Source organism: Photobacterium sp. ABD4_091 (assembly GCF_056160145.1).
Genome location: NZ_JBSWWQ010000002.1, coordinates 1011219 through 1025060 on the forward strand (window position 1 = coordinate 1011219; position 13842 = coordinate 1025060).

Annotated in this window: 12 protein-coding genes; 8 read left to right on the top strand and 4 right to left on the bottom strand. The window is 45.6% G+C overall.

The annotated features are described in order from the left end of the window. Window positions 1-45 precede the first annotated feature (45 nt). From ACXAGQ_RS19010 to ACXAGQ_RS19020, 3 genes are all read left to right on the top strand, one after another. Window positions 46-969 (top strand): LysR family transcriptional regulator, encoded by a 924-nt coding sequence (locus ACXAGQ_RS19010; RefSeq protein ID WP_475255946.1) that lies wholly within the window; start codon window positions 46-48, stop codon window positions 967-969. Window positions 970-1122: 153 nt separating this feature from the next. Next, the gene (locus tag ACXAGQ_RS19015; protein ID WP_475255947.1) at window positions 1123-2223 is read left to right on the top strand and encodes an adenosine deaminase family protein; all 1101 of its coding nucleotides are present in this window, start codon (window positions 1123-1125) and stop codon (window positions 2221-2223) included. Between the two features lie 39 nt (window positions 2224-2262). Next, a complete protein-coding gene (locus tag ACXAGQ_RS19020) occupies window positions 2263-3594 on the top strand; it encodes an NCS2 family permease (protein ID WP_475255949.1) in 1332 nt (443 codons plus the stop codon). A 62-nt stretch (window positions 3595-3656) separates the two neighbouring features. On the opposite strand, the gene ACXAGQ_RS19025 is transcribed toward ACXAGQ_RS19020, so the two are convergent. After that, window positions 3657-3848 (bottom strand): YtxH domain-containing protein, encoded by a 192-nt coding sequence (locus tag ACXAGQ_RS19025; RefSeq protein WP_475255950.1) that lies wholly within the window; start codon window positions 3846-3848, stop codon window positions 3657-3659. Window positions 3849-3962: 114 nt separating this feature from the next. Further along, a complete protein-coding gene (locus ACXAGQ_RS19030) occupies window positions 3963-4424 on the bottom strand; it encodes a TetR/AcrR family transcriptional regulator (RefSeq protein ID WP_475255951.1) in 462 nt (153 codons plus the stop codon). A 640-nt stretch (window positions 4425-5064) separates the two neighbouring features. Here ACXAGQ_RS19030 and ACXAGQ_RS19035 point away from each other — a divergent pair. Then, window positions 5065-6717, top strand: a complete 1653-nt coding sequence (locus ACXAGQ_RS19035; protein ID WP_475255953.1) for an AMP-binding protein — start codon at window positions 5065-5067, stop codon at window positions 6715-6717. A gap of 75 nt (window positions 6718-6792) precedes the next feature. Here the strand turns inward: ACXAGQ_RS19035 and ACXAGQ_RS19040 are convergent, their stop codons facing one another. Continuing rightward, window positions 6793-8679, bottom strand: a complete 1887-nt coding sequence (locus ACXAGQ_RS19040) for a methyl-accepting chemotaxis protein (protein WP_475255955.1) — start codon at window positions 8677-8679, stop codon at window positions 6793-6795. 270 nt (window positions 8680-8949) lie between these two features. Between ACXAGQ_RS19040 and ACXAGQ_RS19045 the strand changes: the two genes are divergently transcribed. From ACXAGQ_RS19045 to ACXAGQ_RS19055, 3 genes are read left to right on the top strand one after another with little or no spacing between them, the layout of a single operon-like run. Next, window positions 8950-9297 carry a PepSY domain-containing protein gene (locus ACXAGQ_RS19045; protein WP_475255956.1) on the top strand — a complete coding sequence of 116 codons (348 nt, stop codon included), beginning with the start codon at window positions 8950-8952 and terminating at the stop codon, window positions 9295-9297. Continuing rightward, on the top strand, window positions 9294-9953 hold the full coding sequence (locus ACXAGQ_RS19050) for a response regulator transcription factor (RefSeq protein WP_475255958.1): 660 nt from the start codon (window positions 9294-9296) through the stop codon (window positions 9951-9953). Before ACXAGQ_RS19045 ends, ACXAGQ_RS19050 begins: the two co-directional genes overlap by 4 nt. Further along, a complete protein-coding gene (locus ACXAGQ_RS19055; protein ID WP_475255959.1) occupies window positions 9943-11280 on the top strand; it encodes an ATP-binding protein in 1338 nt (445 codons plus the stop codon). The genes ACXAGQ_RS19050 and ACXAGQ_RS19055 overlap by 11 nt, the downstream gene beginning before the upstream one ends. 99 nt (window positions 11281-11379) lie before the next feature. Here ACXAGQ_RS19055 and ACXAGQ_RS19060 read toward each other — a convergent pair whose 3' ends face one another. Continuing rightward, complete coding sequence (locus ACXAGQ_RS19060) at window positions 11380-11619, bottom strand: hypothetical protein (protein WP_475255960.1); 240 nt, start codon at window positions 11617-11619, stop codon at window positions 11380-11382. Between the two features lie 203 nt (window positions 11620-11822). On the opposite strand from ACXAGQ_RS19060, the gene ACXAGQ_RS19065 reads away from it, so the two are divergent. Beyond that, window positions 11823-13472: a P-loop domain-containing protein gene (locus ACXAGQ_RS19065; protein ID WP_475255961.1), complete on the top strand. Its 1650-nt coding sequence runs from the start codon at window positions 11823-11825 to the stop codon at window positions 13470-13472. Window positions 13473-13842: the final 370 nt, after the last annotated feature.

Below are 13842 nucleotides of genomic sequence, written 5' to 3' on the forward strand. Positions count from 1 at the left end.
AGTTCAAACCCAATGCGCTGCGAAGAACAAAGAGCAAATACCTCAATGAATTTAGATACAAAGTGGCTAGAAGATTTTCTAATGCTTGCTGAGACCCAACACTTTTCACGAGCAGCAGAAGCCAGACACATTACACAGCCAGCTTTTGGACGTCATATCCGCGCGCTTGAAAAAGCAGTCGGACACTCCCTCATTGATAGAACAACAACACCAGTGAGCCTGACGCCAGCAGGAAGGCAATTCAGAACTATAGCGCGGAATATGGTGTCACAGATGGAAGAAGGCGTAAAAATGCTCAGTGGTATTGAGCAGCCTCTACAAAACCCTATTCGTATTGCTACCCCGCATTCCCTTTCCTCACCGACTTTGCTGGACCTAACTGATTACATCAATAAAGAAAACGACTTAAATTTTGCTATTGATATCTTACGGGTCGATTTTGCGGTGGAATCGCTAACCCAATCAAATTGTGATTTTTTGTTGGGCTTCGAAATCCTGTCTTTACTCCAGCCTCCGTTTAAGAATCTATGTATTGGTCATGGTGATTTCTTACTGGTATCTACCCCAGGAGATGATGGCAAAGCCTTGCTCAATCCGCTCGATAATCCATGTCCTATCCTGCGATATAGTGCTGAATCATACAGTGCACGGCTTATCGAACAATACCAGCCGCAACTTGATGGACTCCATACCTATCCGGTTTTTGAAAGTTCAATGTGCCAGTTACATAAAGACATGGCGTTAAGGGGAAAAGGCTTAGCTTGGTTGCCAGATACCATGATCCGCAAAGAGCTTAATTCCGGAGAGCTAATCGCCATTGACCCTGAACGTTTCAGGCTACCATACCAGATACGGTTATATCGGAACTCTGCACCTTTGCGCCAAGATGCTCAACGCCTCTGGGACTATCTCGACCATCATATAAAAAACGGTTGGCAAATAAACCGTTCCTGGCACCTTACACGCTAACCTTTCTATAGAGCCGATTTCGATACTTCCTTTAGGCTCAGTGCCGAATCGGCACTAACATATCAATATTTGCATTTCACTTTAGCTAGCATCAGGTAGATACTCACACCCAAAGCAAACGTTTGCGCAAATTGTTGCGTCAATGAGGTATCTGTGAAATCTAACCCCATCACACTCACTGAGTTCTATCACCGCTTTCCGAAAGCTGATATCCATTATCACCTTCTTGGCGGCGTGCGGCTTGAAACCATGTTGTCACTAGCCGATAAATACCAAGTCAACCTGACAGAACATGATGCCAAGGCTTACTACCGGGCACATCAGGAAGAGACAGGTATCGTCAAAGGAGGTATCGAAGCGCTAACCTTTCTTTACCAGTTAATGCGTGAACCCATTGATTATGCACGTGTATTACAGGAAGTCGCAGAGGATGCCCATGCCTGTGGGGTTAGATATATTGAGACCTTCTGGAATCCATCAGATACAGAATTGGACTACCCATCAGTCACAAAGGCATTAGCTGAAGCAATTGATGAAGCCTATCAGCATCTGGGCATCATCATCCGACTAGTTCCTTCAATCAACCGTGAGAAGTCACCAGAAGAAGCGGTTGCCATGGTCAATGAAATGGTCGCCTACCCTCATCCATACGTGCTGGGGATTGGTATTGACTATAAAGAGCATAATGCGCCAGTAGAGCACTTTTGGAAAGCTTACCGTATTGCCAAACAACATGGTTACAAGCTCACAGCGCATTGCTCGGAGTTCGGCTTGCATTGGCGCAACGTAGAGACAGGCATCGATTTGATCGAGGTTGATCGTATCGATCACGGTTATACCATTGTCGATAACCCTGCACTGGTTGAAGAGTATGCAGACAAAGGGATCCCATTTACTGTTATTCCTTCGAATACCTACTATTTCAAGCAATGGCCAGAACACCAGCAATGGTGCAAACACCACCCAATCAGAGCCATGGCAAAATCGGGTATGAACATCATCCCTTGTACTGATGACTGGCATATCCATAATACCACCAGCGCTAACTGTTACAGGGTAATGGTTGAAGATTTTGGATTCGACCTAGGTAGCTTGAAGCAAATGATGATCAACAGTATTGAAGCTTGCTGGATGCCTACAAAGGTAAAGCAGCAGTGGCTAGCTGAGTGGAGCGACGAGTTTGATATGTTAAGAGCCCACTTAGTTGCTGAACCCGTTATCTCACCAGAAATGAAAATTAGCTACCGACGTTAAGTCAGGTCACAAATATTAAAAGACATGTAGAGGGAATCCATGGAAACTGCAGCTGACAAACCCGCTTTTAGCATTGCTAAGTGGTTTGATTTTAAAGGCAACAACACCAATTTAAGAACCGAAGTCATCGCTGGTTTGACTACCTTCGCCACAATGGCGTACATGGTGGCCGTTGTACCAGGGATGATGAGTAAAGGCGGCATTCCGTTTGAAAGCGCGCTAACAGTCACCGTATTGATGACGGTTATCACCACGATTGCCATGGCGTTATATACCAACCGTCCTTTTGTACTGGGCCCAGGACTAGGTAGTGTCGCTATTTTTTCCTTCACTCTACTGGGTAACGATGTACCGCTGAGTATTGCTGCCGGCATTGTTTTTATCAGTGGCGTGCTGTTTATGTTGGTGTCTTTTCTGGGTGTCAGGGACTTTGTTGTTCGTATCATTCCACACAGTGTAAAAGTTTCTGTTGGCGTAGGTATTGGCCTTTTCATCGCCCTACTTGGTTTTAAACAAGCAGGTATTATTATTGCTGATCCACGCAAGAATGTATTGGTATTCGGTGAACTGGCTTCTATAGAAGTCATTACGGCTATCTTGGGCTTTTTCATGGTGCTGTTTTTTGTATCACGGAAAATTCAAGGTGGGATCATCCTAGCAGTCATTCTTACAACGCTTCTGAGCCTGCCTTTGGGCATTACCTCAATACCTGATAACTTTTTTAGCATGCCTGGCAGCATCGATGACATGACTTTCCAACTCGATGTCATTGGTGCTCTGAGCCCTGTTTACCTGCCGTTCTTGCTCGCCTTTTTCATTCCAGATTTCTTCTCAACTCTGGGAGCTATGTTAGGGATTGGTGCACAAGCGGGATATTTGGATAAAGACGGTAACCTGCCGGGTATCGAGAAAAACTTCCACGTCGATTCCAGTGCTACTACCTTTGGTGCTCTATTCTCCTGCCCTGTAATGACAACCTACGTCGAGAGTTCAGCCGGGGTTGAGTCAGGGGGCCGAACAGGTTTTACTGCCTTGGTGACTGCTGCTTGTTTCTGCTTAACACTGTTCCTTGCCCCTCTGGCTGGGATGATCCCAACCGCCGCCACGGCTCCAGTGTTAATGTATATCGGTATCGCCATGATGGGGTCGATGAAAAAGATTAACTACGATGACATTACCGAATACCTACCAGCATTTGTCTGCGTTGTCATGAGTGTATTCAGCTTCAATGCCGGCAATGGTATTGCTGCCGCAATGCTGGTGTATGCATTCCTAAAGCTTGCGACTGGACGCTATAAAGAAGATCACTGGTCGGTTTATGTGATTGCATCTTCAATGATCTACTACTTCTACATCATCTCTTCACACTAAATGAAGATAAAAAAAGACCGGCAATCTGCCGGTCTTTTCAAATTAATGCATCAAGGTCAAAGCTATTTCTTTAGCTCTTCAAACTTTTCACTTAGCTGATCCGCAGTATCTGATGCCTTGTCAGACACATCTTCAAAGACATCCTGAACGTCTTCAAAGGAACGTGAATCAGTAAGATCTTCAATTTGATCTTTATAAGTCACGCCAATGTAAATCCCAAAACCAACGAGTGCCAGAACAATATATTTCAACATCTCATAATTCTCTTCGCAAACTGAACCACTGAGACATTCCGGCCTCTTGTTATTATTGTATAACTTCAAACAAAAACAGCTTCCGAAGAAGCTGCTTAATAGCTGAGAAATAAATTAGCGCACTAAGCAAATCAAGGATTTACCTAGCAACCACTCAAGCTCTTTTTGGCTCTCTTCACCAAAACGCTCAAGGCAAAGGCCATAAAGCCTATCAATACCACGCTTGGCAAACTCGCTGGTTGTTTCAGAAGAGGCGATATGATGAAACAGCAAACGTAACGTCGCCTTGAATTTCTCATCATCCAATGCTGCAATCCAGCTCGAAGAAAAACCGGCCAAGCCGTTGTCAAGATCCAGCTTCTCGACAAATATCTTGAATATACGACCATCAAGGGCCGTGGCAAAATCATGCTTCTTAGGGAAATGGTGACTGATACCAGTTCGAGAAATCCCTGTTTGCTTACTCAACGTGGTGTAAGACATTTTGTCGTATCCTAACGTCAAAATTTGATCCACCACGGCATCCATAATCGTCTGAATAGTAATTTCAGTATCTTCTTTACTACGCTTTGGCATAATGCGTTGACTCTATGATTCTTCTGATCACCCAACTGCCCACTATATTCAAGAGAGGGCGATGTAATCATTTAAGCAAATGTATTGAATCCCCATTGGTAACACTTTGAACAGATAACAAATTACACAATACGGGATATCATTCCGTTAATCGATAATATTACTGTTTAGCAGCCAGTTTCAAGTCATTAAATGTCATGAAATGAAAAGTTAATGCTTCAGTCATCAGCCTTCCCATCAACCCATTTTATGAACGGCTAAACATGAAGCACATATCAGAACTATCCATTCACTTGGTGTCGACAATTGGAACTTTTGACTACCACAACAATTCATTAACACAGTATCCATCTAGAAAGACTGCAAAAAATTGGCACTATTGTAGTAGAAACAGGAATTTAAGAACAGGACATAGATGATAAAAAAATTGTACACCTGTTTGAATTTTGTTCTATTTTAATCTTTGAAAACTAATTATTTTTTTGATGCTCACCTCATTTTCTAGATTTTTTAGTAACATTTTAAAGCAAATAACTACTTGACCAAGCAGTGAAAACAGCATTATTTTAACAAATACATAACACGGAAGGATCGAAGTATGACTCTACCTCTGCAATCGGATCGCTTAAGGGATACACTGATGACTCAACCACTGCCAACAGAAATGATTTTAAAATGGGCAGAAGAACGCGCAGATGATGTGTATCTTCGCCAGATCATCAATCGAGAGTTTGTTGATTTTACTTATGCAGAGGTTGCTGACAAAGCACTCCGCCTTGTAAGTGCTCTGCGTGCCCAAGGCTTCAAGCCAGGTGATCGCATCGCTCTGATGTCAAAAAACTGTGCCGAATGGTTTATTACCGATTTGGCATTGATGTTAGGTAGTTATATTAGTGTGCCCATTTTCCCTACTGCGGGTCCAGAGACTATTGAGCACTGCCTAACTCATAGTGAATCAAAAGCCGTGCTTATCGGTAAGCTTGATGACAGCAAGGCTGCACTGTCAGTCATGGAGAAGCACCCGGAAATCCTGTCCATTTCCTTTGACTACCCTTCTGCTCCGAAGTGTGATCATGAATTCAACACCTTACTTTCTCATCATGAACCCTCTGAAGAACGCCCTAACCACCAGCAAGATGACCTAATGTCCATCGTGTATACCTCTGGTACTTCAGGGCTGCCTAAGGGCGCCATGCTGAGTTATGGCTCATTTGCTTGGGCTGCTCAGCGTCTAGTTGACCACATTGGCATGCAAGAAGGTGAGCGGCTGTTCTCTTACTTGCCTCTCGCGCATATTACCGAACGCGTGTACATTTTTGGCTCTTCAGTAATGTCTGGTATTCAGGTGGCATTCCCAGAATCGCTTGATACCTTTATCGACGACGTCAAAATGCACCGCCCAACGTTGTTTATCTCGGTTCCGCGTTTATGGACGCTGTTCCAGCAACGAATTTTGGACAAACTGCCACAAGCGAAGCTTAACCTGTTACTGAAAATCCCATTCATTTCCGGTGTTATCAAGCGCAAGCTTGCTGATGGCCTCGGCCTAAATAAAGCTCGTGTCTTGGGTTGTGGCTCGGCACCTGTCTCGCCTGCCCTGCTTCGATGGTACGAAAACATCGGGCTCAACATCACTGAGGCCTGGGGGATGACAGAAAGTTTTGCCTACAGCACGCTAAACCACCCATTCCGCAGCGATAAAATCGGCTCGGTAGGTAATGCTGGACCAGGTGTTGAAATTAAAATCTCCGCCGATGAAGAGATTCTTGTCCGTGGCATGGGTCTATTCTCTGGTTATTACAAAAACGAAGACGCCACCAAAGAGATGTTCGATGAGGAAGGTTGGCTTCACACTGGGGACATCGGCTTCATGGATGAGGATGGTTACCTGACTATCCAAGGCCGTAAAAACGATACTTTCAAAACTGCCAAAGGTAAGTTTGTTTCTCCTGTACCTATTGAGAAACGCATCTTCGAGCTGGCCAATATTGAAATGATGTGTGTTGTTGGCTCTGGCATGCCTGCACCAATCTTGCTTGCGGTTCCTCATGATTTCCCTAACTTTGACCGAGAACGTTACGCACGTACCGCACAGAGAGTCATCAATACTCTGAACATGGAGCTTGAGTCCCACGCCAAGATTAGAGGTGTGCTGATGATTAAAGACCCTTGGAGTATCGAGAACGGCATCCTGACACCAACCCTCAAGATCAAGCGTCACCTGCTTGAGAAGAAATACCATGATGTAGGCGCTAACTGGCCGAAAGATCAGCTTGTACAATGGGAAGAGTAATTTCCATTATCTTCAGATAAAACTAGCCCCCGCATTTGCGGGGGCTTTCATTTTATGAGTCAATTACAAGAAGACTTAAAGCTTGTAGCGCTGGACTTCTTTCTCTAGTTGCCCCGCTAACTCTTTCAATGACTCAGCTTGTCGAGCAGCTTCCATGGCTTCTTGAGCCATTTGGTTTGCCACTTCCTGCACCCCTTCCGTATTGCGACTAATTTCAGCCGTCACACTCGATTGCTCTTCGGCAGCAGAAGCAATCTGCGTCGCCATATCGCTAATCACATTAATTTCACTCGCAATACTGTTAATGCTCTCACCTGCCGCATCAACATCCTGTACGCTAGTATCTGCAAGTTGATGACTATCATTCATCACCGTCACGGCATTATGCGTCGTCGACTGAAGTGTCTCGATCATGGTTTGAATTTCTTCCGTTGAGGTATGTGTACGCTGTGAAAGTACACGGACCTCATCGGCTACGACAGCAAAACCACGTCCTTGCTCTCCAGCACGTGCCGCTTCAATGGCCGCATTGAGCGCAAGAAGGTTAGTCTGCTCTGCAATATCACGAATAGTCGATAGAATGGTGCTGATCTTCAGGGCGTGCTCATTAAGATCTTCAATAATGGATGCAGCATTCGTGACTTCATTAGCTAAATTACCGATAGACTGCTGGCTTTGCCCTACTTGGCGGTGGCCGCTACCAGCCAAGGTAACGGCTTGTTCAGCCGTCTTCGCCGTGTTCTCGGCATTCCCTGCGATTTCTTGGGTAGCACTCGCCATCTCGGTCACAGCGGTGGCAACCATGGTAATTTCATCCTGCTGCTGGCGAATATTGTGGCTTCGCTGAGTAGATGCCGTGGCAGCATCAGCTGCATTACGGTTCAGTTCAATCGCAATATCTCGTAGTTTTGTTGCCATCACGTGCTGATGAGAAACAAATTGGTTGAAGTTATCTGCCAACTGCCCCACTTCATCTTGGCTGTTCACCGGAATACGTGCAGTCAGATCACCTTCCCCATGCGCAATATCCGCTAATGCAGCAGATACTTTTTTCAGTTCACTCAATTGTTTTGTCAGCAACAAGCTAATCAAACCACAAACAACAACAAGAATAACCAAACCGATCAATAGCTCATCAAAAAGCATGTCACGGATTGGCGCTTCAAGTACTGACTTATCCATCACCATAACCAATGCCCAACCTGAATTGGGTACATCGTGAATCGCGACCGCGCGCTCACGGCCATCAAAGTCACTGAGGAAAAAACCGTTTCCATGCATTTCATTACGAAGTGACTGAACGTTTAACCCCAACTCCGAAATGGGTTTGAGCTGCATATCGGTATTTGGGTGAGCAACGACAACCTGGTTGCCCATATCCAGCAGCATGGCATAACCGTCACCCAACACAGGAATATTCAATACATCACGCATCAAATCGCCAAGTGCTAAATCGGCACCAACCACACCTTGTAATTGACCGCCTTGCATAACTGGCTCAGCCAAAGTCACCACCAAGGTTTGCATGGTATGGCTCATGTAAGGAGCCGTGACTACCGCATCTCTAGCTGCTGACGCTTCTTTGTACCAGCCCCTTTCGCGAGGATCATAACCCGCTCGGTTCAGTGATGGGTCTTGGCGATGCATATCACCCTGCTGGTTACCATAAAAGCTCAGGCTGAAATCTCCCGACACATGCATTTGCTTTAAATGCTCTACAATATCAGGCGTGCTATTGGTTGCCATCGTAGCGACCACAGCGTTTACTGCCGCTTGTTTATTTTCAAGCCAGTCCCCAATACCTTTGGTGACGGCAACCGACGTATTTCGGCTTTCACTCTCAATTGACTGCCAAGCTTGGTTTTTCATTGATTGGTAGGAGAACCCGCCCAAGGCGATGGCGGTAATTGAAATAGCGACAAAACTCGACAGTAAAAGTTTTGTTTTTAAGGATAACTGCATGACTTCCCTTTATCTCGAAACAAAATTGGGGCGATTATAGTGTGTGGCACGAATTAAATTCATGATCTACCACTAAAATTTCGTAGTTTATTCAACTCTTGCTATGCTTCTATGCATAGATATTCCCAATAGGCCATTTTTACTTATAGCGACCAAAAAAGCTTAACACTCAAGAAATTCAAAACATTTTGTTGGTCTTCGCACATACAAAGAAAAATCTATCCGCTATATTCATTTTCGGTTCACGTACAATCAGTTACAATTCAATGTATGAATAAAAAAAGCAAATCCATCATCCTTTTGTCGCTTTTCTTCATGGTTTCTTCAACGCTGGCAAACGTTGAACTGGAAATTGAAGAAGATCACGACGATGTCATGCGAGCTGTTCAACAAGGGCTTGTACAGCCTTTCTCATCTTTAAAATCCAAAGTTAGCGAACAACTCCACGGACGCATTATCCGCGTCGAACTAGAAGAAGACGATGACATTTGGATCTATGAATTAAAGCTTATTGACCCCAACAATAATATTGTCAAAGTGGAGTATGACGCCCAAACGTTAACCATTCTTGAGATAAAAGGCCGGGGTCTTGAAAATATTATCAAGGTAGAACAATGAAAATACTCGTCGTTGAAGATGAACAAACCTTGGGCGAACAAATTGTTGAAGGTTTAGAACAAAGTGGCTGGGTAGCCGAGCTTTCCTGTGATGGCATTGATGCCTTGTACCGCGCTACCTCTGAACCTTGGGATGGCATCGTCCTCGACTTGGGCTTACCGAAATTAGATGGCCTTACCGTTTTGAAAGGCATTCGTGATGAAAATGTCACTTGTCCTGTCATTATCCTCAGTGCCCGTAATGAACTTACCCAGCGTGTCGAAGGGCTCAACGCCGGTGCAGATGACTATCTAACAAAACCGTTCCAAATGATTGAACTTGTCGCCCGACTTCGAGCACAAGTTCGGCGCTCAACGGGCAATGCTTCACCCGTTATTCAAATTGGTGGATTAAGTTTAGATACCCGTACTTCGAAGGTAATGCACAACGGCGAAAGTATCGATCTAACCGCGCTTGAATTCAAAGTGCTCTCTTACATGATGCACAATGCCGACAAGGTCATCTCTCGTACTGAATTGGTTGAGCATATTTACAAACAAGACTTTGACCGTGACTCCAATACCATCGAGGTATTCATCGGCCGTATACGGCGTAAAATTGGTGGAGATGTCATTAAAACGGTTAGAGGGCTTGGATACCGTATCAATGCAGATTAGAGCGCCACAAACACCTCTGCCTAGCCTGCGCAGCCGCTTGCTTATTGCTGCGGCTGTTTGGTTATTGGGGATTACCCTTGCCGCCGGTTACCTGATGCCATCGTTTATTAAAACCTACCTGGTCGATCAGGAAAAGCACCAGCTTTATATTTACCTCGATGAGTTAACAGCGCAAATTGATACTGACCGCGATGGCAATATTATTACCCCCAAACCTCTTTCTAACCCCCGGTTTCAGCAGCCTTATAGTGGCCTTTACTGGAGCCTGAATGTTGCTAATACAGAGCTTCGTTCTCGCTCACTATGGGATACCCGTATATCAGGGGATAAAGAGTCTGGTTTTGTAGGCCCTGATAAACAGTCACTGATCGTTTTAACGCGGGATATCCTCCTGCCTGACCTCGATGATCCTGTTACCCTTACCGTGGCGATTAGCCAAGAAAGATTGCTAAAAACCCTGACGCAGCTCACTAGCGGCCTTTGGTTAATTCTACTAATCATGGCAGGCGGTATACTTTGCTTGATATGGCTTCAAGTCAGTTGGTCCCTCTGGCCTCTTCGCAAGCTACAAAAAAACCTCAAGCAAGTACGCGAGGGTGAAACCTCCGAATTAAGCGGGGTCTATCCTGCAGAAATACGTCCAGTGGTTGATGATTTAAATGCCCTCCTCTTCCACTACCAAGAACTGCTAGAACGAGCCCGAAACCATGCGGGCAACTTGTCGCATGCATTGAAGACACCGATAGCGATATTGAATAACGAGGTTGCCCATCTTAACGAGCAAGAGCAGTCACGCCTGCAGCCTTCACTTCAGCAACTCCAGCAGCACATTGACTACCACCTTGGCCGTGCGCGAATGGCAGGGGCAACTAACATTTTATCGGCCAAGACAGCACCATCTACTCGCGTTGATGCCATTTCTATGGCAATGGATAAAGTCTACGCAAACCGAGGGGTCGTACTGGTAAATGAATTAGAGAGCGACTTACTGGTTGCTATCGAAAAGCGCGACCTCGACGAGATTATTGGTAACTTGATTGAAAACAGTTACAAGTGGGCGAAAAGTCTTATCAGGGTTCACCAGCTTGAACAAACCAATGATACCGTAGTGCTAGTGATTGAAGATGATGGCCCCGGGATTGAAGATGGTGCCTACCAAAGTGCCCTAAAGCGCGGTGTCAGGCTCGATGAGACGACGCCGGGAACAGGCTTGGGGTTAAATATAGTGAATGAGCTTGCTCATAGCTATCGCGGTGAGCTTAGCCTCAGTAGAAGCCAGCTAGGTGGATTGAGAGCCGCTATCACACTGCCGAAACCGAGGAAGTAACTTTTAAGCATTTCTACACATAATTTGCGGTACTAGTGGGCAATTATCTCCAATTGCCCATACTTCAATCTGGTTAGTCAATCTGTCTAGTCAATCTGTCTAGGCAGGCCAAAAAGTGAGGTTAACGATCCTGACAATCACTCCCAGCACCAACGCAGCTACACCAAGCCGATACCATTTGAACTCTGCGGCCGACATTCCTATACGGTTGTAAAACATTTTCAACACCCCCGTCCAATCACTGGTGCGGCGGCCATATAAAATAATTCCGTTACCGACCAAGACTAAGCCAGCCAAAATTAATACATATTCAGCCACTGTCATTGATACCTGCAGCATGGTGTACTCCCTTTTTCATCATCTACACTCTGATTTAATGCCATATGTTTACAATACTCAATTAGACCATGGTAGAGGTCCCGTTATCTCCACCTCGCCAAATTGAAGAAAAAAAGCCGTTAGCATCAAAGTTTGTATGCTTATTCAAGGCGTTTAGTGTAGAATCCTGCCCCCGGAATTTCTAACGAAGGTATCGAGGCGACATGCAATTACTCGAAGCAAAACTACATAAAATTGACCGTCATAATTACCGTAGCTACTCCAGCTTACGCGGTGAATACCATTTCGTTGACTTCGATTTCTTCATTGATATCACTCAATCTGATCCATTTGCCCCGGCATCACGAGTACGTGCTCGCCGTAAATGGTCTTTGACCGACCTTGAGTGGTTAAAAGAACAGTCTCCTGTTTACCAGCGAGCAGCCCGCGACTTTATCGCCCGCCATTTCGCTGAATTAGCACAGCAAATCAATGAGATTCAAATTGACCGCCCGGGCCAGGCTGTATTAGACCGCACTGCTGTTGTGTTTGATGACGATGCACTAGAGCTTCGCTTCCGTGTGAACCTGCCGTCAGACGGCCGCACCATCATTGCCAAGAAAACAGCAAACCTACTGACATTCACCATGCCTAAAATCATCCGCCGCGCCACGATTGCTCGTGAGTTGCCAATGGATGAGCTGAAGCGCCACTGTGAAACCGTTGAAGACCAGGTTGCCCTACGCAAGCAGTTAGCAGATAAAGGCTTAATGGCATTTGTTGCTGACGACAGCGTTCTTCCGCGTCTAGCGGGTAACAGTGATTTGCCAATGGCTGATGCTATCCCGTTTGTCAGCCCTGAAAGCCTAGCCGTTGAGCTTGAAGCGCCTCACCGTGGCAAGATCCGTGGTATGGGTGTGCCGAAAGGCATTACCATGATTGTCGGTGGCGGTTTCCATGGTAAATCAACGCTGCTGAATGCAATCGAGAACTCTGTTTATGACCATATTCCAGGTGATGGCCGCGAGTACATTGTTACTGATGAATCAGCATCAAAAATCCGTGCTGAAGACGGTCGTTGCGTACACAATGTCGACCTGACCCCATACATCAGCAACTTGCCTATGGGCAAGGACACCAGCATGTTCTCTACCCAGAACGCATCGGGCTCAACCTCTCAGGCATCATGGCTACAAGAGTCCATCGAGTCAGGCTCCAATGCATTGCTGATCGATGAGGATACCTCGGCATCGAACTTTATGATCCGTGATGAGCGTATGCAGGCTTTGATTGCTAAAAATGACGAGCCAATTACGCCGCTGGTCGATCGCATCTCTCTACTTCGCGATCAGCTTGATGTGTCTGTACTGCTGGTAATGGGCGGCTCTGGTGACTACTTAGATGTTGCAGACACCGTCATTCAAATGCACAACTACCAAGCACTGGACGTTACAAAAAAAGCGAAAGAAGTCGTTGCATCGCACCCTACCCGCCGTCAGCTTGAAGGCAGCACTGAGATCACTCGCCCGCGTACGCGTAAGCTAAACCGCGCAGGACTGAAAGCACAGCTTGAAGACGGTAAGTTCCGAATTCAGGTCAAAGATAAAACGTCTATGCGTTTTGGCCGTGAGTTCATCGATCTTCAAGCCTTGGAGCAGATTGCAGATTCAAGCCAGCTTCATGCTATCGGTTGGTTGTGGTTCCAGATTGCACAAGGCAAAGGCTGGGAAAAAGCACCTAGCAAGGCATTCAGCCAAATGCTAGCCAGTGATGAATGGTTCCGAACCATGCCAAACTATGGTGATATCGCTAAACCTCGTGTTATTGAGGTTATGGCTGTATTAAACCGCATGCGTAAAGCTGAATTTAAGTAAGTTTCAAACTCAGTTCGACTTTGTCAAAAAGCCCACAACATGAAAATGTTGTGGGCTTTTTATATCTAGAAAGCGTGAGGTGCGCTAGCTATCCAAGCTTGCACTTCTGCTGATTTGGTGCGACTAAATCTTAAGCCAGTTTACTGGTAGTGGAACTCATATGTGTCGGATAGGCGGCACCTGTTGCCAGGTGCTTCCCTTCACAGAACCGACGTGCAACTTTCACAGCATACGGCTCAAGCCTCCACAAAGGCACCGTTAAGCACCCAGTAATTAAATTACCTTTGCGATACACACTTAAAGCTTTAAAACTGCCCCAATGGTCACTCAGTGAATAAGAAACCACGGTTCGTTGTCAGAAGGCGCACTA